Consider the following 22699-nt stretch of genomic DNA (forward strand, 5'->3'; position numbering starts at 1 on the left):
GTGTCACCTTCCCCTCTACGACCCGCCACGTCGGGTGTGCGCCTTCGCGACCTGACCTCCTGGACGGGGGAGGGCACGCGCGTGCTCGTCACCGACCCGGCCGGCCCCGCCCACGCGCACCCCGACCTCTCCGACGTGCTGGTCACCGGCGTGACCCTCGACAGCCGTGCCGTGATGCCCGGCGACCTGTATGCCGCCCTCCCGGGCTTCAACGTCCACGGTGCCCACTTCGCTGAGAGCGCCGTAGCTGCGGGGGCCGTGGCACTGCTGACCGACGCAGACGGGTGGGCGCAGCTCAGCGAGCCGGGACGCACGAGCGCCCTCGCCCGTGCCCGCATCGCCTCGGTGCCCGTGCTCGTCGCGGAGGACCCTCGCGGAGTGCTGGGCGACCTCGCGGCGCACATCTACGGCGACCCCTCCCGCGACCTCACGATGATCGGGGTCACCGGCACCAACGGGAAGACCACGACCGCCTACCTCGTCGAGTCGGCACTGCGCGCCCACGGCCAGCGCACCGGCCTCATCGGGACGGTCGAGACCCGCATCGGCGACGAGCGCATCGAGTCGGAGCGCACCACGCCCGAGGCCACCGACCTGCACGCCCTGCTCGCGCTGATGCGCGAGCGGGGGCTGGACGCGTGCGTCATGGAGGTCTCCAGCCACGCGCTGCAGCTGCACCGCGTCGACGGAGTCGTCTACGACGTCGCGCTCTTCACGAACCTCTCGCAGGACCACCTCGACTTCCACCCGTCGATGGACGAGTACTTCGCCGCCAAGGCGTCCCTGTTCACCCCCGGGCGAGCGCGCCGGGCCGTCGTCTGCGTCGACGACGACTGGGGCCGGAGGCTTGCCCGAGAGGCGACCGTCCCCACGACGACGCTCTCCACGACGACGCTCGCCGTGGCGCCCGAGGGCGCGGACGCCCCCCTCGCCGCTGACTGGGTCGTCGAGGCCGGCACGGCAGGCGCGTTCACGCTGCGCCACAGCTCCGGCAGCGCGGAGCTGTCGCTCGTCTCGCACCTGCCCGGCGACTTCAACGTCGCCAACACCGCGCTGGCGGCCCTCGCACTGCTGTCGCTCGGCCTCGAGGCCGCCGACGTGGAGGCCGCCATGGCCGTGGCGCCGGAGGTGCCCGGGCGGATGGAGGTCGTCTCTCCCGGCGGCCCCGAGGGACCGCGGTGCATCGTGGACTTCGCCCACACGCCCGACGCCGTCGACGCCGCCCTCGCCGCCCTGCGGCCCTCGACCCCGGGACGTCTCATCGCTGTGCTCGGTGCCGGGGGTGACCGCGACCGCGGCAAGCGCCCCGCCATGGGTGCCGCGGCCGCCCGGCAGGCCGACGTCGTCGTCGTCACCGACGACAACCCCCGGTCGGAGGACCCCGCCGAGATCCGCGCCGCAGTGGTCGCAGGGGCCCGAGAAGAGGTCGAGTCGGGAGCAGCGCGGGCACACGAGATCATCGACGGCGGCAGGCGCTCGAACGCCATCACCGAGGCCATCGCCCTCGCGGTGGTCGCCGCCGGCAAGGACCGTCCCGTCGACACCGTCGTGGTGCTCGGCAAGGGGCACGAGAAGGGTCAGGAGATCCACGGAGTGAAGCACCCGTTCGACGACCGCGACGCCGTGCGCGCCGCCCTCGCAGCCGTCAGCTCGACGACGGACGTGGAGGTGACGTCGTGATCCCCATGACGCTCGCGGAGGTCCGCGACCTGACCGGTGGGGTGGTGCACGGCACGGAGCACCCCGACGCCGTCGTCGTCGAGGGCACCGTGACGACCGACTCGCGCGAGTGCGTCCCCGGCAGCCTCTACGTGGCCCGCGTCGGCGAGGTCGCCGACGGCCACGACTTCGTCGCCGCGGCCGTGCAGTCCGGTGCCGTGGCGGCCCTGACCTCGCGGGTGGTGGCGGACGTGCCGTGTGTGGTCGTCGAGGACGTCCAGACCGCCTTCGGCCAGGTCGCTCGCGGCGTCGTCGACCGTGCACCGGAGCTGCGCGTCGTCGGGATCACCGGATCGTCCGGCAAGACGAGCGTCAAGGACCTGCTCGCGTCCGTGCTGTCGTCCGTGGCCGAGACCGTCGCACCGGTCAACTCCCTCAACGGCGAGATCGGCGTGCCCCTGACCGTCTGCCGGGTCACCGAGACGACCCGCTTCCTGGTCGCCGAGATGGGCGCCCGCGGGGTCGGGCACATCGACTACCTCACGCGCATCGCCCCACCCCAGGTCGCCATCGTCCTCAACGTCGGGAGCGCCCACCTCGGCGAGTTCGGCTCCCGCGAGAACATCGCGAGCGCCAAGGCCGAGCTCCCGCGAGCCGTCCCGGCCGAGGGCCTGTCCGTCCTCAACGCCGACGACCCGCTCGTGGCCGCCATGGCCTCCGGCCTCCGCTCGAGGGTGCAGCTCGTGGGGCTGGCCCCCGAGGCCGACGTGCGCGCCGAGGACGTCTCACTCGACGAGCGCGGCAGGGCCGCATACACCCTCGTCTGCCCGAAGGGCCGCGCCCGTGTCTCGTTGCGGCAGAGCGGTGCCCACCACGTCGGCAACTCCCTCGCCGTGGCTGCGGTTGCCCTCGAGCTGGGGCTGTCGCTCGACCAGGTGGTCGCGGGCCTGTCCGCCGCCGAGGCGGTGAGCCGGTGGCGGATGGAGATCACCGACCGGCCCGACGGCGTCGTCGTCGTGAACGACGCGTACAACGCCAACCCGCACTCCATGCGCGCGGCCCTCGACGCCGTCGTCGCGATGCACGTGACAGGGGAGCGCTGGGCCGTGCTCGGCGGGATGCTGGAGCTCGGCGCCGACAGCGACGCGGAGCACGCCTCCGTGGGGGCGTATGCCGCGTCGCTCGCGCTCGACCACCTCGTGGCCGTGGGCGAGGGTGCCCGACCGCTCGCCGACGCCTTCCCCGGCGCCGAGTGGGTGCCCGACATCGACGCCGCGCACCGGCTGCTCTCCGCACGCCTGCGCAGCGGCGACCTCGTGCTGCTCAAGTCCAGCCGGGACAGCGGGCTCCGGTGGCTCGGCGACCGGCTGGCCGCCGATGGCGCGGACAGGGGACCGGCGCTGCCCACGCCCGGCACGGCCTCCGACGCCCAGGTGGTCACGCGGTGAAGGGTGTCCTGCTCGCAGCGTCCTTCTCGCTGCTCCTGTCCCTGTTCGGCACGCCGCTGTTCATCAAGTTCCTCGTCAAGCGGGGCTACGGCCAGTTCATCCGCGACGACGGGCCGACCTCCCACCACACCAAGCGCGGCACGCCGACCATGGGGGGCGCGGTCATCATCGCGGCCATGCTCGGCGCATACTTCCTCTCCCACCTCTTCACCCTCAACCCGCCCACGGCCAGCGGGCTGCTCGTGCTGTTCCTCGCCGCTGGCCTCGGCTTCGTCGGCTTCCTCGACGACTTCATCAAGATCAGCAAGCAGCGCAGCCTCGGGCTGCGCTCCAAACAGAAGCTGGTCGGGCAGGCACTCGTCGGGATCATCTTCGCGGGACTGGCGCTGCAGTTCCCGAACGACCAGTTCCGCACGCCGGCCTCGCTGCTCGTCTCGTTCGTGCGCGACACGAACATCAGCCTGGCGCTCGGCGGCAGCACCGTCGTCGGCGTGATCCTCTTCGTCATCTTCGCCAACGTCATGATCGCCGGCGCCTCCAACGGCGTGAACCTCACCGACGGGCTGGACGGGCTGGCGACGGGTGTGTCGACGATGGTCTTCGGCGCCTACGTCCTCATCAGCATCTGGACCTTCAACCAGAACTGCCAGACCAACCCGGGCATCAAGTGCTACGAGGTGCGCGACTCGCACGACCTCGCGCTCGTCGCGGCGGCCGGCATGGGCGCCTGCTTCGGCTTCCTCTGGTGGAACGCCACCCCGGCCAAGATCTTCATGGGCGACACCGGTTCGCTGGCGCTGGGGGGCGCCCTCGCCGGGCTCGCGATCATGACCCACACCGAGCTGCTCCTGATCATCCTCGGCGGCATGTTCGTCCTCGAGACGCTCTCGGTCGTCGCACAGGTGGCCTCGTTCAAGACCACTGGCAAACGGGTGCTGCGAATGGCACCGTTGCACCATCACTTCGAGATGGTCGGGTGGAACGAGGTGACCGTCGTGGTGAGGTTCTGGATCATCGGCGGCCTCTTCGCAGCCTTCGGCCTCGGTGTCTTCTACGCCGAGTGGGTGGTGGGGTCGCAGTGAGCTTCGACCCGCTCTACGAGCCCCGCGAGGGGCTGACCCACCGCGACGCCGACTGGTCGGGCCTGCACGTGCTCGTCGTCGGCCTGGGGGTGTCCGGCTTCGCGGCCGCCGACGCCCTGGCCGAGCGGGGCGCCCACGTCGTCGCGGTCTCGCGCGACGAGACCGACGCCATCCGCGAGCGCGCGACCATCCTCGAGATCCTCGACGTCGACGTACGCCTCGGGCCCGCGCACGTCGTGACGCCCCCGCCCGGCACCGAGCTCGTCGTCACCTCTCCCGGGGTCCCGCCCCACGACCCGCTCATGCTGGCGGCCGCAGCGGCCGGCATACCCGTCTGGGGCGAGGTGGAGCTCGCCTGGCGCATGCGCGCCCAGGAGGGGGCCGCGCCCTGGCTGACCGTCACCGGCACCAACGGCAAGACGACCACGGTCAACATGCTCGCCTCGATCCTGCGGCACGCCGGCCTGCGCGCCACCTCGGCCGGCAACGTCGGCACGCCGCTGCTCGAGGCCGTGCTCCACCCCGAGCCCTACGACGTCCTCGCGGTCGAGCTGTCGAGCTTCCAGCTGCACTGGCAGCGCTCGGTGTCCGCCGTCGCCTCCGCCGTGCTCAACGTCGCACCGGACCACATCGACTGGCACGGCAGCTACGCCGAGTACCTCCGCGCAAAGGGCAAGATCTACGAGAACACCCACCTGGCCTGCATCTACAACGTCGCCGACATCCAGACCGAGCAGCTGGTCATGGAGGCCAACGTCGTCGAGGGGTGCCGCGCCATCGGCTTCACCACCGGCATCCCGGCGCCCTCGATGGTGGGGGTCGTCGAGGACGTCCTCGCCGACCGGGCCTTCGTGGAGCAGCGGCAGCGCTCGGCCGCCGAGCTGTGCACCATCGCCGACCTGCAGGGCGACGCCCCCTCGGTCGCGCCGCACTACGTCGCCAACGCCCTCGCCGCCGCCGCGCTCGCCCGCGCGTACGGCGTGGGTCCCATCGCGGTCCGCGACGGCCTGCGTGCCTTCCGTCCGGACCGGCACCGCATCTCCGAGATCGCGACCGTCAAGGGCGTCCGCTTCGTCAACGACTCGAAGGCCACCAACCCGCACGCGGCCGCCGCGGCGATCCGCTCCTTCGACTCGGTCGTCTGGGTCGCGGGCGGCCTGCTCAAGGGGGCCGACGTCGACAGCCTCGTGGAGGAGATGGCCTCGCGGCTGCGCGGCGTGGTGCTGCTCGGAGCCGACCGGGACCAGATCGCCCAGGCCCTTTCCCGACACGCCCCGGATGTGCCGGTCGTCGACCTGGCCGAGACGGACACTGGGGTCATGGACCGCGTCGTCAGGGAGGCCGCCCGCCTGGCCGAGCCGGGCGACGTCGTGCTGCTCGCCCCCGCTGCGGCCTCGATGGACATGTTCACCAACTACGGGGCTCGCGGCGACGCCTTCGAGGAGGCGGTCCGGCGGCACCTGGAGGCGCACGGAGGGCTGGAGTGAGCACGACGACCTCGGGCACGTCGGCGACCTCGGCCTCCGGAACGGCGGCCAGCCCCGACGGTCGCCGGTCCCTGCCGGTCATCGGCAAGCTCGAGTCGCCGCTGACGACGTACTACCTCATCCTCGGGGTCACCTCGACACTCGTGGTCTTCGGTCTCGTCATGGTCTTCTCCGCCTCCAGCGTCGAGGCGCTGCTCGCCGACGAGGCGTCCTACGCCGTCTTCGTCCGCCAGCTGCTCTTCGCCGTGGTCGGCGCGGCCGTGGCGGCGTTCGCCAGCCGTCTGGACGTGGGGTGGTGGAAACGACTCGCGGTGCCGACCATCGTCGTCTCGGTGCTGCTGCTCGCGGCGGTCATCCCGCTCGGCCGGACGGTCAACGGCAACCGCAACTGGCTCGCCGTCGGCCCCATCCAGTTCCAGCCCTCCGAGTTCGCCAAGCTCGGGCTCGTGCTGGTGGGTGCGGTGATCTTCGCCAACAAGTCCTCGCGCATGGGCAACCTCGTGCACGTCGCCGTGCCCTACCTCGCACCCATCGCGCTGGTCGTGCTCGGGCTCGTCCTCGCCGGCCACGACCTCGGCACAGCACTGGTCCTGCTGGTCATCATCGCCTCCGTGCTGCTCGTCGCGGGCGCACCGAAGCGCGTGTTCGCCGTAGCCGGTGGTCTGGCCCTGGTCGGCGTCGCGCTGATGGTGACGGGCAGCAGCAACCGCACGAGCCGCATCGCCAACTGGCTCAACCCCGCCTGCCAGGCCGACCCCGACGGCTGGTGCGGACAGTCGGTGCACGGCATGTACGCCCTCGCCGACGGCGGCTGGTGGGGCGTGGGGCTCGGGGCCTCCAAGGAGAAGTGGGCCTGGCTGTCCGAGGCGCACAACGACTTCATCTTCGCCATCATCGGCGAGGAGCTCGGCCTGCCCGGCACCCTGATGGTCCTGGCCCTCTTCGCCATCCTCGCGTGGGCCTGCTTCCGGCTCGTCACCCGCACCCAGGACCGGTTCGTGCGCGTGGCGGGCTTCGGCATCATGGCGTGGCTGCTCGGCCAGGCGATCATCAACATCGGTGCCGTCATCGGGCTCTTCCCGGTCATCGGCGTCCCGCTGCCGCTCGTCTCGTCCGGCGGGTCCTCGCTCGTGACGACCCTCGTCGCCCTGGGCATCCTGCTCTCCTTCGCCCGCAACGAGCCGGGGTGCAAGGCGCTGCTCGACGCGCGCCCCAGCCTCGTCCGCAGGTCCCTCGCGGTGCTCCCCGCCCGGGTGCGCTCCGTGCCGCAACGTCGCAGAAGTCGGTGATCCCGCTGTCCTCGCCCACCTCCGTCCTGCTCGCCGGGGGAGGGAGCGCCGGCCACGTGTCGCCGCTCCTCGCCCTCGCCGACGCCCTGCGACGGCGCCACCCCGACGTGCGCGTCACGGCGCTCGGCACCCGTGAGGGGCTCGAGGCCCGGCTGGTCCCCGAGCGCGGCTACGACCTGCGCTTCGTGCCCAAGGTGCCGCTGCCACGGCGCCCCAGCCCGGACCTGCTCCGGTTGCCCGCCCGGCTCAAGGCCGCGATCGACGCGGCGGACGCCGCCATCGAGGAGACGGGAGCCGAGGTCGTCGTCGGCTTCGGCGGCTACGTCAGCACGCCCGCCTACCTCGCGGCGCGACGCCGCCACGTGCCGATCGTCGTCCACGAGCAGAACACCACTGCAGGGCTGGCCAACCGCCTCGGTGCACGGTGGGCCCACGCCGTGGCCACGACCTTCGCCAGCACCTCCCTGCCCCGTGCCCAGCGCATCGGCATGCCGTTGCGGCGCGAGGTCGCGACGCTCGACCGGGCGGCGCTGCGTGGGGAGGCGCTCGAGCACTTCGGCCTCGACCGCCGGTGGCCGACGGTCCTCGTGACCGGCGGTTCCCTCGGCGCCCGGCGGCTCAACGAGGCCTTCCGCGCCCGCGTGGCCGAGCTGAGCAGCCGGGGAGTGCAGGTGCTCCACGTCACCGGCCTCGGCAAGGAGTTCGACGTGCCGCCGCCCGGGTCGGGAGCCCCGTACGCCGTCGTCCCCTACGCCGACCGGATGGAGCTGGCGTATGCCGCCGCCGACCTTGTCGTGGCCCGCGCCGGCGCCAACACGGTGTGCGAGCTGACGGCTGTCGGCCTCCCCGCCGTCTACGTCCCGCTGCCGGTCGGCAACGGCGAGCAGCGGCTCAACGCCGCCGAGGTCGTGGCAGCCGGAGGCGGGCTCCTCGTCGACGACGCAGCCTTCACGCCTGAATGGATCGACGCCGAGCTCGTGCCGCTGGCCACCGACCCCGACCGGCTCGCACGGATGGCGGCCGCGGCCAGGGCACTCGGAGAGCCTGCTGCCGACGAGACGCTCGCCGACCTCGTCGACCGGGCGGCAGCAGACAGGAACCGCACGTGAGCCAGACCCCGCGCACCCCCACCGTCGACGACCCGTTCGCCGCGGCGCGCTTCGACTTCCGCGCTCCCGTCCCGGGCGCCGGCGAGCTCGGTCGGGTGCACTTCCTCGCGATCGGGGGCGCCGGCATGTCGGGCGTCGCCCGCATCATGCTGGCGCGTGGGATCCGGGTGACCGGCAGCGACGCCAAGGACGTGCCGGTCCTCAAGGCGCTCGAGAGCGAGGGGGCCGGCGTGTGGGTCGGCTTCCACGAGGGCCACCAGGAGCGTGCCGACGCGGTGGTGATGAGCTCCTCGATCCGTGACGACAACGTCGAGCTGGTCGCCGCGCGGGAGCGCGGTGTGCCGGTGCTGCACCGGGCGCAGGGCCTCGCGGCGCTCATGCAGGGACGGCGTCCCGTTGCCGTCGCCGGCGCCAACGGCAAGACCACGACCACCTCGATGCTGACGGTGGCGCTGCAGGGCTGCGGCCTCGACCCGTCCTTCGCCGTCGGGGGAGAGCTCGCCAGGCACGGCACCAACGCCCATGACGGTGCGGACGACATCTTCGTCGTCGAGGCCGACGAGAGCGACGGCTCCTTCGTCGTCTACCGTCCCGAGGTCGCCGTGGTCACGAACGTGCAGCCGGACCACCTCGACTTCTACTCGAACTTCAACGTTGTGCAGGCGGCGTACGACGCGTTCGTGGGGACCATCCGGTCCGGAGGCCTGCTCGTGACCTGCGCCGACGACCCGGGCGCGGTGGCTCTGGCCGAGCGCGCGCGGGCGGCGGGCACGCGCGTGGTCACCTACGGCTTCGACGCCTCCGCCGATGTCGTCCTGCGCGCCTACGTGCAGGACGGCGTCACGGCCTCGGCCACCGTGTCCGACGCAGGCACCGAGCGACGCATGACACTGGGAGTGCCCGGCCGCCACAACGCCCTCGACGCCGCGGCCGCGTATGCCGCTGCGGTGCACGGCCTGGGGCAGGAGCCCGAGCGGGTCCTCGCCGGACTGGCCTCCTTCACGGGGACCCGGCGCCGCTTCGAGCCCAAGGGGGAGGCCGGCGGGGTCACCGTCGTCGACGACTACGCCCACAACGCCGGGAAGGTGACGGCGGTCGTTGAGACCGCCAAGGAGCTCGTCGGTGACCGTGGTCGGCTCGTCGTGGTCTTCCAGCCGCACCTCTACAGCCGCACGCGCGACTTCGCCGCGCAGCTCGGTGCCGGTCTCGCACCCGCCGACGTCGTCGTGGTCATGGACGTCTATGCCGCGCGTGAGGACCCCGTGCCGGGCGTCTCAGGGCACCTGGTGGCAGACGCCGTCTCGGCTGCACGGCCGGGCGCCGAGGTCCACTACGTCCCGTCCTGGTCCGAGGTGGCCGAGCAGGTGGCCTCCCTCGTGCGACCCGGTGACCTCGTCCTCACGGTGGGCGCCGGCGACGTGACGATGGTGGGCCCGGAGGTGCTGCGCATCCTCGGGGGCGAGCAGCCGTGATGACCGACCAGAGTGGAGCGCGGCGGCGACTGGCCGGCAGGGGGCTCGCGTCGTCACGGACCCGTTTCGAGCGTCGCGCGGCCGCCGCACGGCGCAGGCCCCGACTCGTCGCCGCCGTCCTCGCGGCGGTCGTGCTGGTGGCCGTCCTGGTCGTCTGGCTGGGGTGGTTCAGCAGTGCCCTCACGGCATCGAGGGTCGAGGTCCACGGCGTGCCGGCGGCGGCGGCGGGTCGGGTGCGCGCGGTCGCCGCGGTTCCTCTCGGCGGTCCGCTTTTGCGGGTCGACACCGGTGCCGCAGAGCAGCGACTCCTCGCCGACAGGGCCTGGGGGAGGGCGACGGTCACGCGAGCGCTGCCCGACACCGTCGTGATCACCGTGACCCCGCGAGTCGCCGTGCTCGCCGTCCGCAACCCTCGAGGTGAGGTGGACGTCGTGGATCGCGACGGCGTCGCCTTCCGCACGGTCGGTGCGCCGCCGAAGGACGTGCCACTGGTCAGCTCCGGCGCCGCCCAGGTCACCAAGGCCGGGGTGGAGGCCGCCCTCCAGGCCCTGCGCTCCCTCGAGCCCTCGCTGCGTGGGGAGGTGTCCGGTGTCTCGGTGTCCACGGCCGACCAGGTCTCCTTCACCGTCAGGTCGAAGGGTCAGCAGCGCAAGACGGTGGTCTGGGGCGGCGCGGGCGACGGACCCCGCAAGGCCGAGCTGGTGAGGATCCTGCTGCCCGAGCCGGGGTCCACGATCGACGTGAGCGTGCCGTCCTCTCCTGTGACGCGTTGAGCCGGTCGGGACGGCCGTTCCGAGGTGCAACCCCGACATACCGGTGGTTCTCGGTGCATGGGAGGCTTGGCCCGGCGTCCGCAGGGTTGCCCATGGTGTGGATGTTGCTGCTGGGGCACCGCCTCCGGAAACGGGGCAATCCCGGGGACGACACGCCGCGCCGTGGGTTGATCGACCCTACGGCTCGTCATACCGTCGGGGCACTGGTTCGTGACCAAACTGTAACCTTTAGGTCGACCTTTAAGGTTGAGGGTTGACAGGCCCGGGCGAGCCGCACCAGCCAGAGCCTCAGCAGACCAGCCAGACCCGCCACACCAGCCAGACCTTCGTCACCGCATCGTCACCGGGCGCAGAGCATCGCCGCCCGTCCCCAGCCCACCCGCAGCACGGCACCACCAGTCAGGAAGGCCCACTCTCGTGGCAGCAGCACCGCAGAACTACTTGGCCGTCATCAAGGTCGTCGGCATCGGCGGCGGCGGCGTCAATGCCATCAATCGCATGATCGAGGTCGGCCTCAAGGGCGTCGAGTTCATCGCCATCAACACCGACGCCCAGGCGCTGCTCATGAGCGACGCCGACGTCAAGCTCGACGTCGGTCGCGAGCTCACGCGCGGACTCGGCGCCGGCGCCGACCCCGAGGTCGGCAAGAAGGCCGCCGAGGACCACGCCGAGGAGATCGAGGAGGTCCTCAAGGGGGCCGACATGGTGTTCGTCACCGCCGGCGAGGGCGGCGGCACGGGCACCGGTGGGGCGCCCGTCGTGGCTCGCATCGCCCGCGGTCTCGGTGCCCTGACGATCGGCGTCGTCACCCGCCCCTTCACCTTCGAGGGTCGCCGCCGCGCCAACCAGGCCGAGTCGGGCATCGGCAGCCTCCGCGAGGAGGTCGACACCCTGATCGTCATCCCGAACGACCGGCTCCTGTCGATCAGCGACCGCAACGTCTCGATGATGGATGCGTTCCGCTCGGCCGACCAGGTGCTGCTCTCCGGTGTCCAGGGCATCACCGACCTGATCACCACGCCCGGCCTCATCAACCTCGACTTCGCCGACGTCAAGTCGGTCATGCAGGGGGCCGGCTCCGCCCTCATGGGCATCGGCTCGGCCCGCGGTGAGGACCGCGCGGTCCAGGCTGCCGAGCTCGCCATCAGCAGCCCGCTGCTCGAGGCCTCGATCGACGGCGCCCACGGCGTGCTGTTGTCGATCCAGGGTGGCTCGGACCTCGGCCTGTTCGAGATCAACGAGGCCGCCCGCCTGGTGCAGGAGGCGGCCCACCCCGAGGCCAACATCATCTTCGGCGCGGTCATCGACGACGCCCTCGGCGACGAGGTCCGGGTCACCGTCATCGCAGCCGGCTTCGACGGCGGCGGCCCGAGCCAGCGGCACGACGAGCGGGCCCTCGGCCACGTGGTCGGGCGTTCGCAGCAGCAGGCCCCCCAGACGCAGCAGCGACCGAGCACGCCGCAGCAGACGCCCCAGCAGGCGTCGCACCCGGGGGCGCAGCCCCAGCACTCCAACGGGCAGCCGCAGCACGCCCTCCCACCGCAGCAGCCGGTGCAGCGTCCGGCCCAGCAGCTGCCCACGCAGCAGCCCGCCGCGCCGGCCCAGCAGCCCCAGTACCAGCAGCAGCCACAGCACCAGCAGCAGCAGGTCCAGCCGTCGCACCCGGTGCAGCAGCCGCCGCGCCAGGTCACCTTCGACGAGGGTGACGAGCTGGACGTCCCCGACTTCCTCAAGTAGGACGGCGCCGGCCTCGGTCCGGCCGGCCGAGAACGGCAGGACCTCACCGCACGGGCGGGAGACGCGCAGGCGCGTCTCCCGCCCGTCGGCGTGCCGGGCCCGCGATGCTCGCCCGGCCTGTCCGGGCCCGAGGGACCCGGGCGTTAGGTTTGTCCCCGTGTTCTACTGGCGCAGCACCTTCACGTCCGGACCCGGGGCAGCCCCCGTGGAGCTGGGGTTCACGGGTCGCTCGGCGGGGCGGGGGAGCGGTGCGTATGCCGGCCTGAACCTCGGCGGCCACGTCGGCGACGACGCCGCCGACGTCGAGGCCAACCGCAAGGCCCTGGCCCACGCAGTGGACCTGCCGCGGGAGCGCATCGTCTTCATGAACCAGGTTCACGGCTGCGACGTCGTCGAGGTGGCCGGCCCGTGGGACGGCGAGGCGCCGGCGGTCGACGCGGTCGTCACCCGCGAGCGCGACCTGGCCCTCGCCGTGCTCGTCGCCGACTGTGTCTCCGTGCTGCTCCACGACGCCGACGGGAGCGTCCTCGGTGCCGTCCACGCCGGCCGCCCGGGCATGGTCGACGGCATCATCGGGCGCGCCGTCTCCGCGATGCGCGACCTCGGGGCCACGCGCGTGCACGCGACCGTCGGACCGTCGGTGTGCGGCCGCTGCTACGAGGTGCCCGACGAGATGGCCACTGCCGCCGTCAGCGCGGCTCGCAGCGCCGCGGCACGGTCCTGGACCGGGACCCCCGCCATCGACGTGGCCGCCGGTGTGGTCGAGCAGCTCGCGGCCGCCGACGTCACCGTGCAGTGGGTGCCCGGCTGCACCCGCGAGAGCGGTGACCTCTACTCGTACCGCCGCGACGGCCGCACGGGGCGGTTCGCCGGGCTCGTGCTGCGACGAGCGGTGGCCCCGTGACCGGCGACGGGCACGAGCGGCTGGAGCAGCTGCACGACAACCTGGCCGCCGTCCACGAACGCATCGAGCGGGGCTGCGCCGACGCCGGTCGGGATCCCGGCGAGGTCACGCTCGTCGTCGTCACGAAGTTCTTCCCGGCCGCCGACGTCCTGCAGCTCCACCGCCTCGGCGTGCGCCACTTCGGGGAGAACCGCGACCAGGAGGCGGTCGACAAGTTCCGGGAGGTCCGGCGAGTCCTCTCGGCCACCGGTGAGCCCGAACCCCTGCTCCACTTCGTCGGGCAGCTCCAGAGCAACAAGGCCGGCCACGTGGCGGCCTATGCCGACGTCGTGCAGTCGGTCGACCGCCCCAGGCTGGTGACCGCCCTCGCGAGGGGTGCCCACACCCGCGACCGTCGCCTCCTCGTGCTGCTCCAGGTCAGCCTCGACGGGGACACCTCCCGGGGTGGCGCACTGCCCGAGCACCTGGACGCGCTCGCAGACGCCGTGGCCGCCGAGGACCTGCTCGACCTGCGCGGCGTCATGGCGGTCGCGCCGCTCGGAGCCGACCCCGACGACTCCTTCGCGCGGCTGCGCGAGGTGGCGGACGGCATACGCTCTCGGCACCCGGAGGCGGACTGGATCTCGGCGGGGATGAGTGGGGACCTGGAGGCGGGGCTGCGCCACGGCGCGACACACCTGCGTGTCGGTACCGCAATCCTCGGTTCACGCCCGTCACTTCTGTAACGTCGGCCGGGATCACAATTCGACGTTCTGGGAGTTGGCCATGGCAGGGGCACTGCGCAAGACGATGGTGTACCTCGGACTCAGCGAGGAGGACCAGCGTCATGACCGTTACGACGACTACGACGCCTACGACGAGTCCGAGCGCTACGACGACGAGAGCGAGCACACCGCGGCCGTGACCCAGCTGCCCACCAAGCGACCCGTGGCCGCCGTCGTGCGCGACGTCGAGGTCGGATCCCTCAACCGCATCACGACGATCCACCCGCGCACCTACAACGAGGCCAAGAACATCGGCGAGTGGTTCCGCGACCAGGTGCCGGTCATCATGAACCTCAGCGACATGGACGACGCCGACGCCAAGCGTCTCGTCGACTTCGCCGCGGGCCTGGTCTTCGGGCTGCACGGCACGATCGAGCGGGTCACCTCCAAGGTCTTCCTGCTGTCGCCGGCGCACGTCGAGATCTCGGCCGACGAACCGGAGGCCCCGGCGGCCGCCCGCGGCTTCTTCAACCAGAGCTGAGGACCGCGGTCCTGCCCGAGCAAGGCTCACGAACGCCCGGTGTGTCCGCCCGCGTTTCACTCCTGCGCGCAGATCAGGGACACTGACCACCATGGATGTGTTCTGGACGATCTACGGCGTGGTCGTCTTCACCTTCTTCATCGCGCTCATCGGTCGATTCGTCCTCGACTGGGTGCAGGTGCTGGCCAGGTCCTGGCGCCCGGCGGGGGTCGTCCTCGTCCTGGCCGAGGCGGTCTACACCGTCACGGACCCGCCGCTACGAGCCCTGCGCAAGGTGATCCCGTCGCCCAACATCGGCGGCGTCCGGCTCGACCTCAGCTTCCTCGTCCTGATGCTGCTGACGTCCTTGGCCCTGAACGTCCCCAACTACTTCTGACCTTCTCGTCCCTCGACCCACGGGTGGTGGCCGCGCGTTGCTTTGGTCGCCGCCGGAGTCGTTGGATAGCGTTGACCCGAACCATTACGTCTGCATCGAGGTGACCCATGGCGCTAACGCCGGAACAGGTGCTCAACAAGCACTTCCAGACCACGCAGTTTCGCCGTGGCTACGAGGAGCGGGACGTTGACGACTTCCTCGACGAGATCGTGGCGGAGATGCGCTCGCTCATCGAGCAGCGTGACGACTACCTGAAGCAGCTCAACGACTGCCGCGCGAGCAAGAACCAGTCAGCCGTCCGCGCCGACGGGCCGACGGCTGCCATGCCGGCTGTCGCCCGCCCTGGCGAGGAGGCCAAGCTCGGCGGCCTCACGGCCAAGATCCAGGACGCGGAGCGCGCCTTCAAGGCCGCCAGCGAGCGCGCTGCCAAGGCGAAGGCGGAGGCCGAGAACGCGGAGCGCGTGGCCAAGGAGCGCATCGAGCGCGCCAAGGCCGAGGCCGAGCGTGCCGAGGCCGCTGCCAAGTCCGCCGTCGACTCGCAGGCCCTCGACGACGCCCAGGCCAAGCTGAACGCCCTCAACTCCCAGGTCGCCGACGCCGAGGCTCAGCTGGCAAAGGCGCAGGAGAACGCCCGCGCCGCCGAGGAGCGCGCCGCCCGGGCCGCGCAGGACGCCGAGACCGCGCAGGCCGAGGCCGCCCGCACCCGCAAGGAGTCGGCCAAGGCACCCGCGGCCGCTCCCGCCGCAGAGGCTCCGGCCGGCGCACCGGCCGGCAACCTCGACGCAGCCGGCGTCATCGCCCTCGCCCAGCGCCTGCACGACGAGCACGTCGCCGCCGGTGAGAGCCGCCGCGACGAGCTGATCTCCGAGGCCGAGAACCGTCACCGCGAGATGATCGAAGCCGCCCAGGCCCGCCACGACGAGCTCGTCAACGCCGGTCAGAGCCGCCACGAGCAGGCGACGAAGGAGGCGGAGCAGATCTCGGCCGAGGCCGCGGCGCAGCGTGACCAGATGATCGCCGAGGCCACGTCCCAGCGCGAGCAGATGATCGCCGAGGCGACGTCGCAGCGTGACCAGATGATCGCGGAGGCCACCTCGCGTCGGGACGAGATGCTGACGGAGGCCCGCGAGCGCGCCACCGGCATGGTCGCCGAGGCCCAGCAGAAGAAGGCCGCCCTGCTCGAGGAGCTCGACAAGCAGAAGGGCCTGCTCGACCGCAAGATCGCCGAGCTCCGCGGCTTCGAGAAGAACTACCGCTCCAACCTCAAGTCCTACATCGAGAGCCAGCTGCACGACCTCGACGGCAGCGCGCAGGAGCCGGCACACGTCGGCGCCGGCGAGGGCAACCACGACTGAGGACCCACTTCGACAGACGCACCAGAGGCCGCCCGGACGAGCACCCGGGCGGCCTTCGGTGTACCGAGGGGCGAACACTTGGTCCGCATTTGCGTTTCGCGTTTGTGTGCGACCCGCACGAGGCTTATTGTCGGCCCCACTTGTCAGCGTCGACGGTGTGACGACGGAGGGTCTGATGGCGAAGAAGACGGCGGCGCCGAGCGCTGCGGCCAAGCGCTCCACGCCGGCCCGGGCAGGTGCGTCCAGGACCGGCACGGCCGAGACGGCGCCGACCGGTACGCCGACGAAGACTGCCGCTGCCGAGAAGGGGGCAGCAGGAAGGTCCAGTGCGGTGGCACGCAAGCCCGCCACCGCGTCATCGACGGTGAAGAAGACGCCGACCACCACCAGCAAGGCACCGAGCGCGGCGTTGAGGGGAACGACGAGCAAGTCGGCATCTGCCACCAAGGCAGCCTCGGAGCCGAACACCCGATCGACGAAGAAGGCGACGAGCAGGCAGTCGGTCGCGGGAACCAGCGGGTCGACCACGAGGTCGGCGGTCAGGGCATCCGGCAAGGTGGCTGCCCAGGCGACGACGGCAGGCCCGGCGAACGCGGAACGGCCGGTCGCAAAGAGCGCAAACACTCGAAAGGCCAGCGCGGAGAAGACCAGCGCGGGCACCATGAGCGCTAGCAGGACCCAGGCACAGAAGAACACGTCCGGTCGCGCCGCCAGCACGGCGGCGCAGAGCCGGTCGACGGCGGCGAAGCAGATGTCCGCCAGTACCTCATCCCGAGCAGGCGCAGCAGGCGCGAAGCCCGCCGCGAAGGCGCCTGCACCTCGAACCAAGAAGGCAGCTGTGACGACGAGCTCAACCGCACCGCGCGAGACGGCCAGGAAGGCCGCCACCAAGAGCGCAGCAAAGACCACCCGCACGTCCGTCGACGCGGCGAAGCTCAGCGAACAGCTGCGCGTCAAGGACGACGAGAGCCCCTGGAGCGAGGAGGAGATCACCGAGGTCCGCGGGGTCCTCCTCGACGAGATCGAGCAGCACCGCGTCGAGTTGAAGCTCGCCGAGGACGAGCTCGACGACCTGCTGCGGGCCACGGGCGACGGCGCCGGCGACGACCAGGCCGACGCAGGGGCCAAGACGGCCGAGCGCGAGCACGAGATCTCCGTGGCCGCCAACGCCCGTGCCAGCCTGCGCCAGGCGGAGCACGCGCTCGAGCAGCTCGAGGCCGGCATATACGGCATCTGCGAGAACTGCGGCAACCCGATCGGCAAGCTTCGACTTCAGGCCCGTCCTCGTGCGACCCTGTGCATGACATGCCAGGAGAAGCAGGACCGCCACTGACGCCCGATCACGCCACGTCGACCCCCCGCGCGGGGGTCGACGGCGTGTCCACCACTATGAACACCCCCGCGAACACCTCAGCGGACCAGTCCGCGAACCCACCGGACCCATCCCTCGTGACCTCGCCCGACCCTGACCAGAGCCGACCGGCGCCCGACCGGCGCAAGCGGCTCTTCGCGGTGCTCGGCGTCGTCGCGGTGCTCGCCTACGCCAGTGACCAGCTCTCGAAGGCGGTGGCCCTCGACGCCCTCGCCGACGGTGAGCCGCATCCGTTCCTCGGTCGGCTCATCCGCCTCAGGCTGATCGGCAATCCCGGTGCGGCGCTCTCGCTGGGCGCCGGCAGCACGTGGATCATGACGGGGATCGCGATCGCGGTGCTCATCGCCATCGTGGTGGTGGCCCGCCGGCTCGGGTCACGCGCGTGGGCCATCGCCCTCGGCCTGCTGCTCGGAGCCGCGCTCGGCAACCTGACCGACCGCTTCGTCCGGCCGCCCGGTGGCGGACAGGGCCACGTGGTCGACTTCATCGACTACGGCTGGTTCATCGGCAACGTCGCCGACATCTGGATCGTCTCGGCCGCGGTCCTCATCGTCGTTCTGGCGATGGTCGGCATCGGCGTCGACGGTCGCCGCGACCAGCGCGACCACCGCAGCCACGAGGGCCCGGGAGGCGACGAGCATGCCTGACGTCCGCACCGTCCTCGTCCCCGACGGGCTGGAGGGGGAGCGCGTCGACGCCGGCGTCGCCCGCCTCTTCGGCGTCTCCCGGACCAAGGCCGCCGACCTGGCCTCCGACGGGCACGTCGTGCTCGACGGCAAGGCAGTCGCCAAGTCGGAGCGGCTCTCGGCCGGCGCCATGCTCGAGGTGTCGCTGCCGAGCGCCCAGGAGAGCCCGAGCCTGCAGGTCGTCGCCCAGCCCGTGCCCGGCATGACGATCGTCCACGACGACGACGACATCGTCGTCGTCGACAAGCCCGTCGGCGTGGCGGCCCACCCGAGCGTCGGGTGGACCGGTCCCGACGTCGTCTCGGGGCTGGCCGCAGCCGGCTTCCGGATCTCCACCTCGGGGGCTCCCGAGCGCCAGGGGGTCGTGAGCCGCCTCGACGTGGGCACCTCGGGACTGATGGTCGTCGCGAAGAGCGAGTACGCGTACTCCCGCCTCAAGCAGGCGTTCCGCAGCCGCACGGTCGACAAGACCTACCACGCTCTCGTGCAGGGCCTGCCCGACCCCGTCGTCGGCACCGTGGACGCCCCGATCGGTCGGCACCCGGGCCACGACTACAAGTTCGCGGTGATGAAGACCGGCAAGCCGTCGGTGACCCACTACGAGGTCATCGAGGCGTTCCGGCACGCGAGCCTGCTCGACATCCACCTGGAGACCGGCCGCACCCACCAGATCCGCGTGCACTTCGCGGCGCTGCACCACCCCTGCTGCGGCGACCTCACCTATGGCGCCGACCCGAAGCTCGCGGCCCGGCTGAAGCTCGAGCGCCAGTGGCTGCATGCCGTCGGTCTCGGTTTCGAGCACCCCGGCACCGGCGAGTACGTCCACTTCGAGAGCCCCTACCCGGAGGACCTGCAGCGGGCGCTCGACATCGTCGCGACGTTCTAGACCCTCACCCTCCAGCGGAGGTCGAAACCGTCGGGTATGCCGCCCCGGCCCCGTCGCGGGCCGGGGCGACGTCGTCGTGGGCGACGTCGACGGCGGGCCACCGCGCTCGTCACGACACCCCCAGACCACCCCCCGGAACATCCCCCGGAAGACCCACCGCGACACCCGTCCACGACACGCGGGGGACTGTCCTCGGCGAGGCTTAGACTCATCCACGATGTCGACCGAAGCCGCCCCGAGAAACGACCAGAACTTCGTGCACCTCCACGTGCACACGGAGTACTCCATGCTCGACGGGGCGGCCCGCATCGGCGACCTCTTCAGCGAGGCAGCCCGCATGGGCATGCCGGCCCTGGCCACCACCGACCACGGCTACGTCTTCGGCGCCTACGAGTTCTGGAAGAAGGCCCAGGGCACGGGCGTCAAGCCGATCATCGGCGTCGAGGCCTACATCACGCCCGGCACGCACCGCAGCGACCGCACCAAGGTCAGCTGGGGCGACGGCGGCCGCGACGACGTGTCGGGCAGCGGCGCCTACACCCACATGACGATGCTCGCGAGCAACAACGAGGGCATGCACAACCTGTTCCGGATGAGCTCGATCGCGAGCCTCGACCAGGTCTACACGAAGTGGCCGCGCATCGACCGCGACCTGCTCTCGACCTACGGCAAGGGCCTCATCGTCACCACCGGGTGCCCCTCGAGCGAGATCCAGACCAAGCTGCGGTTCGGCATGTACGACGAGGCCCGCGAGGTCGCCGCCGAGCTGCGCGACATCTTCGGCAACGAGAACGTCTACGTCGAGCTGATGGACCACGGCCTCGACATCGAGCGTCGCACCCAGAAGGACCTCATCCGCCTCGCCCGCGACCTCAAGCTGCCGCTCGTGGCGACCAACGACCTGCACTACACCAGGGCCGAGGACGCCAAGGCGCACGCGGCCCTGCTCTGCGTGCAGTCCGGCTCGACCCTCATGGACCCCAACCGGTTCAAGTTCGACGCCGACGACTTCTACCTCAAGTCCGCCCAGGAGATGCGCCACCTGTGGCGAGAGCTGCCGGAGGCGTGCGACAACACCCTGCTCATCGCCGAGCGGTGCGAGGTCTCCTTCACCGAGGGGGAGGGGCGCTACATGCCCCGCTTCCCCTGCCCCGAGGGCGAGAACGAGACCTCGTGGTTCATCAAGGAGGTCGAGACCGGCCTGCAACGCCGCTTCCCCGAGGGGGTGCCGGACTACGCCCGCAAGCAGGCGGCCTTCGAGGAGGAGGTCATCGTCTCCAAGGGCTACCCCGGCTACTTCCTCGTCGTCGCCGACTTCATCAACTGGGCCAAGCGCAACGGCATCCGCGTCGGCCCGGGCCGAGGCTCCGGTGCCGGCTCCATGTGCGCCTACGCGATGGGGATCACCGACCTCGACCCGATCCCGCACGGCCTGATCTTCGAGCGGTTCCTCAACCCCGAGCGCATGTCGATGCCCGACTTCGACGTCGACTTCGACGAGCGCCGTCGCGGTGAGGTCATCCGCTACGTCACCGAGAAGTATGGCGAGGAGCGCGTCGCGCAGATCGTCACCTACGGCACGATCAAGGCCAAGCAGGCCCTCAAGGACGCGAGCCGGGTGCTCGGGCATCCGTTCTCGATGGGCGAGAAGCTCACCAAGGCCATGCCGCCTGACGTCATGGGCAAGGGCATGCCGCTCGCCGACGTCTTCAAGCCCGACTCCAAGCGCTACAACGAGGCCGTCGACTTCCGGGCCGTGCACGACGAGGACCCGCAGGCCCAGGAGGTCGTCGCGACGGCCCTCGGCCTCGAGGGGCTGAAGCGCCAGTGGGGCGTGCACGCCGCCGGCGTCATCATGAGCAGCGAGCCGCTCGTCGACGTCATCCCGATCATGCGCCGCCTGCAGGACGGCCAGATCATCACGCAGTTCGACTACCCCAGCTGCGAGAACCTCGGTCTCGTCAAGATGGACTTCCTCGGGCTTCGCAACCTGACGATCCTCGACGACGCCATCGAGAACATCAAGCTCAACCGCGACGAGGACATCGACCTCGACGCCCTGTCCAAGGACATGACCGACAAGGCCACCTACGAGCTGCTCGGCCGAGGCGACACGCTCGGCGTCTTCCAGCTCGATGGCGGCGGCATGCGCGCGCTGCTGCGCCTGATGCAGCCGGACAACTTCGAGGACATCTCGGCAGCCCTCGCGCTCTACCGACCCGGCCCGATGGGCGTCAACGCCCACACCAACTTCGCCCTCCGCAAGAACGGCAAGCAGGAGGTCATCCCGCTCGACCCCCAGCTGAAGGGCAAGCTGCAGCCCGAGATGGTCGAGGCCCTAGACCCGATCCTGAAGATGACCTACGGCCTGGTCATCTACCAGGAGCAGGTCATGGAGATCGCCCAGAAGCTCGCCGGCTACACCCTCGGCAACGCCGACCTGCTGCGCCGCGCCATGGGCAAGAAGAAGAAGGAGGTCCTCGACGCCGAGTACGTCCCCTTCTCCGAGGGGATGAAGGCCAACGGCTTCAACGAGGCCTCCATCGCCGCCCTGTGGGGCGTCCTCGTCCCGTTCTCCGACTACGCGTTCAACAAGGCGCACACGGCGGCATACGGCCTCGTCTCCTACTGGACCGGCTACCTCAAGGCCAACTACCCGGCCGAGTACATGGCGGCGCTGCTGACCAGCGTGCGTGACGACAAGGACAAGTCGGCGCTCTACCTCAACGAGTGCCGGCACATGGGCATCAAGGTGCTGCCGCCCGACGTCAACGAGTCGATCGCCAACTTCGCCGCCGTCGGCACCGACATCCGCTTTGGCCTCGCCGCCATCCGCAACGTCGGCCTGCCGGTGGTCCAGGCCATCATCAAGGCCCGCGAGGAGAAGGGCGCCTTCGCCTCGTTCAAGGACTTCCTCTCCAAGGTGCCGGCCGTCGTCTGCAACAAGCGCACCATCGAGTCGCTCATCAAGGGCGGCGCCTTCGACTCCCTCGGCGAGTCGCGCCGCGGCATGGTCGAGGTGCACGAGCGCTACATCGACGCCCTGATCGAGGTCAAGAAGCAGGAGGCCATCGGGCAGGACAGCCTCTTCGCCAGCTTCGGCGACGACAGCGCGTCCGGCGACGGTCAGGACGGCCCGGGCGCCTTCGACGGCCTGCCGCCGGTGCCGACGTTGGAGTGGGAGAAGGCGACACTGCTCTCCTTCGAGCGCGAGATGCTCGGCCTCTACGTCAGCGACCACCCGCTCTTCGGCATCGAGCACATCCTCGCCACGCACGCCGACACGTCCATCGCGGCGCTGATGGGCGATGACCCCAAGCCCGACGGCACCCCGGTCACCGTCGCCGGGCTGATCACGAGCCTGCAGCTCAAGCGCACCAAGAAGGGCGACCTGTGGGCCATCGCCACGGTCGAGGACCTCGACGGCGCGGTGGAGTGCCTCTTCTTCCCCTCGGCTTACATGACCTACTCCACCATGCTCGCCCAGGACACCGTGTGCGCGGTCAAGGGCCGGGTCAGCGCGCGTGACGACTCGATCTCGATCTTCGCCCAGGAGCTGACGATCCCCGACATCAAGGAGGGACCGCGAGGGCCGGTCGTGCTCACGCTGCCCCTCGGGCGCGCGACGCCGGCCGTGGCCGAGAGCCTCAAGCGGGTGCTCGGCGAGCACCCCGGGGCCACCGAGGTGCAGGTCAAGCTGACCCAGCCCGGGCGCTCGGTCCTGATGTCGCTCGACGACTCGCTGCGAGTCACCGCGACCTCCGCGCTCTTCGGTGACCTCAAGGCGCTGCTCGGTCCGGCCTGTCTCGGCTAGGGCGC

At 71.2% G+C, this 22699-nt stretch carries 18 protein-coding genes; all 18 read left to right on the forward strand.

Annotated features, from left to right (window positions below; translation table 11 throughout):
- The 18 genes from LQK93_RS16125 (at window position 1) to dnaE (ending at window position 22694) form a co-directional block, all read left to right on the forward strand.
- Window positions 1-1680 carry a UDP-N-acetylmuramoyl-L-alanyl-D-glutamate--2,6-diaminopimelate ligase gene (locus LQK93_RS16125; RefSeq protein ID WP_374968787.1) on the forward strand — a complete coding sequence of 560 codons (1680 nt, stop codon included), beginning with the start codon at window positions 1-3 and terminating at the stop codon, window positions 1678-1680.
- Window positions 1677-3107 (forward strand): UDP-N-acetylmuramoyl-tripeptide--D-alanyl-D-alanine ligase, encoded by a 1431-nt coding sequence (gene murF, locus LQK93_RS16130; protein WP_374968788.1) that lies wholly within the window; start codon window positions 1677-1679, stop codon window positions 3105-3107. The genes LQK93_RS16125 and murF overlap by 4 nt, the downstream gene beginning before the upstream one ends.
- Complete coding sequence (gene mraY / locus LQK93_RS16135) at window positions 3104-4189, forward strand: phospho-N-acetylmuramoyl-pentapeptide-transferase (RefSeq protein ID WP_374968789.1); 1086 nt, start codon at window positions 3104-3106, stop codon at window positions 4187-4189. The genes murF and mraY overlap by 4 nt, the downstream gene beginning before the upstream one ends.
- Window positions 4186-5676 carry a UDP-N-acetylmuramoyl-L-alanine--D-glutamate ligase gene (murD, locus tag LQK93_RS16140; protein WP_374968790.1) on the forward strand — a complete coding sequence of 497 codons (1491 nt, stop codon included), beginning with the start codon at window positions 4186-4188 and terminating at the stop codon, window positions 5674-5676. Before mraY ends, murD begins: the two co-directional genes overlap by 4 nt.
- Window positions 5673-6965 (forward strand): putative lipid II flippase FtsW, encoded by a 1293-nt coding sequence (gene ftsW / locus LQK93_RS16145; RefSeq protein ID WP_374968791.1) that lies wholly within the window; start codon window positions 5673-5675, stop codon window positions 6963-6965. Before murD ends, ftsW begins: the two co-directional genes overlap by 4 nt.
- Window positions 6962-8074, forward strand: a complete 1113-nt coding sequence (murG, locus tag LQK93_RS16150) for an undecaprenyldiphospho-muramoylpentapeptide beta-N-acetylglucosaminyltransferase (protein WP_374968792.1) — start codon at window positions 6962-6964, stop codon at window positions 8072-8074. The genes ftsW and murG overlap by 4 nt, the downstream gene beginning before the upstream one ends.
- On the forward strand, window positions 8071-9546 hold the full coding sequence (gene murC / locus LQK93_RS16155) for a UDP-N-acetylmuramate--L-alanine ligase (protein WP_374968793.1): 1476 nt from the start codon (window positions 8071-8073) through the stop codon (window positions 9544-9546). Before murG ends, murC begins: the two co-directional genes overlap by 4 nt.
- Window positions 9546-10319 carry a cell division protein FtsQ/DivIB gene (locus LQK93_RS16160; protein WP_374968794.1) on the forward strand — a complete coding sequence of 258 codons (774 nt, stop codon included), beginning with the start codon at window positions 9546-9548 and terminating at the stop codon, window positions 10317-10319. The genes murC and LQK93_RS16160 overlap by 1 nt, the downstream gene beginning before the upstream one ends.
- Window positions 10320-10736: 417 nt before the next feature.
- Window positions 10737-12056: a cell division protein FtsZ gene (gene ftsZ / locus LQK93_RS16165; protein WP_374968795.1), complete on the forward strand. Its 1320-nt coding sequence runs from the start codon at window positions 10737-10739 to the stop codon at window positions 12054-12056.
- A 157-nt stretch (window positions 12057-12213) separates the two neighbouring features.
- Window positions 12214-12960 (forward strand): polyphenol oxidase family protein, encoded by a 747-nt coding sequence (locus tag LQK93_RS16170; RefSeq protein WP_374968796.1) that lies wholly within the window; start codon window positions 12214-12216, stop codon window positions 12958-12960.
- Window positions 12957-13685, forward strand: coding sequence for a YggS family pyridoxal phosphate-dependent enzyme (locus LQK93_RS16175; protein ID WP_374968797.1), 729 nt, complete (start codon window positions 12957-12959; stop codon window positions 13683-13685). The genes LQK93_RS16170 and LQK93_RS16175 overlap by 4 nt, the downstream gene beginning before the upstream one ends.
- A gap of 40 nt (window positions 13686-13725) precedes the next feature.
- Window positions 13726-14205: a cell division protein SepF gene (locus tag LQK93_RS16180; RefSeq protein ID WP_374968798.1), complete on the forward strand. Its 480-nt coding sequence runs from the start codon at window positions 13726-13728 to the stop codon at window positions 14203-14205.
- A gap of 91 nt (window positions 14206-14296) precedes the next feature.
- Window positions 14297-14581: a YggT family protein gene (locus LQK93_RS16185; protein WP_343988902.1), complete on the forward strand. Its 285-nt coding sequence runs from the start codon at window positions 14297-14299 to the stop codon at window positions 14579-14581.
- Window positions 14582-14688: 107 nt separating this feature from the next.
- On the forward strand, window positions 14689-15936 hold the full coding sequence (locus LQK93_RS16190; protein WP_374968799.1) for a DivIVA domain-containing protein: 1248 nt from the start codon (window positions 14689-14691) through the stop codon (window positions 15934-15936).
- 838 nt (window positions 15937-16774) lie between these two features.
- Complete coding sequence (locus tag LQK93_RS16195; protein WP_374968800.1) at window positions 16775-17269, forward strand: TraR/DksA family transcriptional regulator; 495 nt, start codon at window positions 16775-16777, stop codon at window positions 17267-17269.
- A gap of 116 nt (window positions 17270-17385) precedes the next feature.
- A complete protein-coding gene (gene lspA / locus LQK93_RS16200) occupies window positions 17386-17955 on the forward strand; it encodes a signal peptidase II (RefSeq protein ID WP_374968801.1) in 570 nt (189 codons plus the stop codon).
- A complete protein-coding gene (locus tag LQK93_RS16205) occupies window positions 17948-18880 on the forward strand; it encodes an RluA family pseudouridine synthase (RefSeq protein WP_374968802.1) in 933 nt (310 codons plus the stop codon). The genes lspA and LQK93_RS16205 overlap by 8 nt, the downstream gene beginning before the upstream one ends.
- A 217-nt stretch (window positions 18881-19097) precedes the next feature.
- Window positions 19098-22694, forward strand: a complete 3597-nt coding sequence (gene dnaE, locus LQK93_RS16210; RefSeq protein WP_374968803.1) for a DNA polymerase III subunit alpha — start codon at window positions 19098-19100, stop codon at window positions 22692-22694.
- The last annotated feature ends 5 nt before the right edge of the window (window positions 22695-22699 follow it).

It is taken from the genome of Terrabacter sp. BE26 (assembly GCF_041941675.1).
GTDB lineage: Bacteria > Actinomycetota > Actinomycetes > Actinomycetales > Dermatophilaceae > Terrabacter.

Bases quoted from the DNA above. Each gene is read 5' to 3' on its own strand.
- LQK93_RS16180 (WP_374968798.1), top strand. From the start codon at position 13,726: ATGGCAGGGGCACTGCGCAAGACGATGGTGTACCTCGGACTCAGCGAG.
- LQK93_RS16205 (WP_374968802.1), top strand. From the start codon at position 17,948: ATGCCTGACGTCCGCACCGTCCTCGTCCCCGACGGGCTGGAGGGGGAG.
- LQK93_RS16185 (WP_343988902.1), top strand. From the start codon at position 14,297: ATGGATGTGTTCTGGACGATCTACGGCGTGGTCGTCTTCACCTTCTTC.
- dnaE (WP_374968803.1), top strand. From the start codon at position 19,098: ATGTCGACCGAAGCCGCCCCGAGAAACGACCAGAACTTCGTGCACCTC.
- LQK93_RS16160 (WP_374968794.1), top strand. From the start codon at position 9,546: ATGACCGACCAGAGTGGAGCGCGGCGGCGACTGGCCGGCAGGGGGCTC.
- LQK93_RS16190 (WP_374968799.1), top strand. From the start codon at position 14,689: ATGGCGCTAACGCCGGAACAGGTGCTCAACAAGCACTTCCAGACCACG.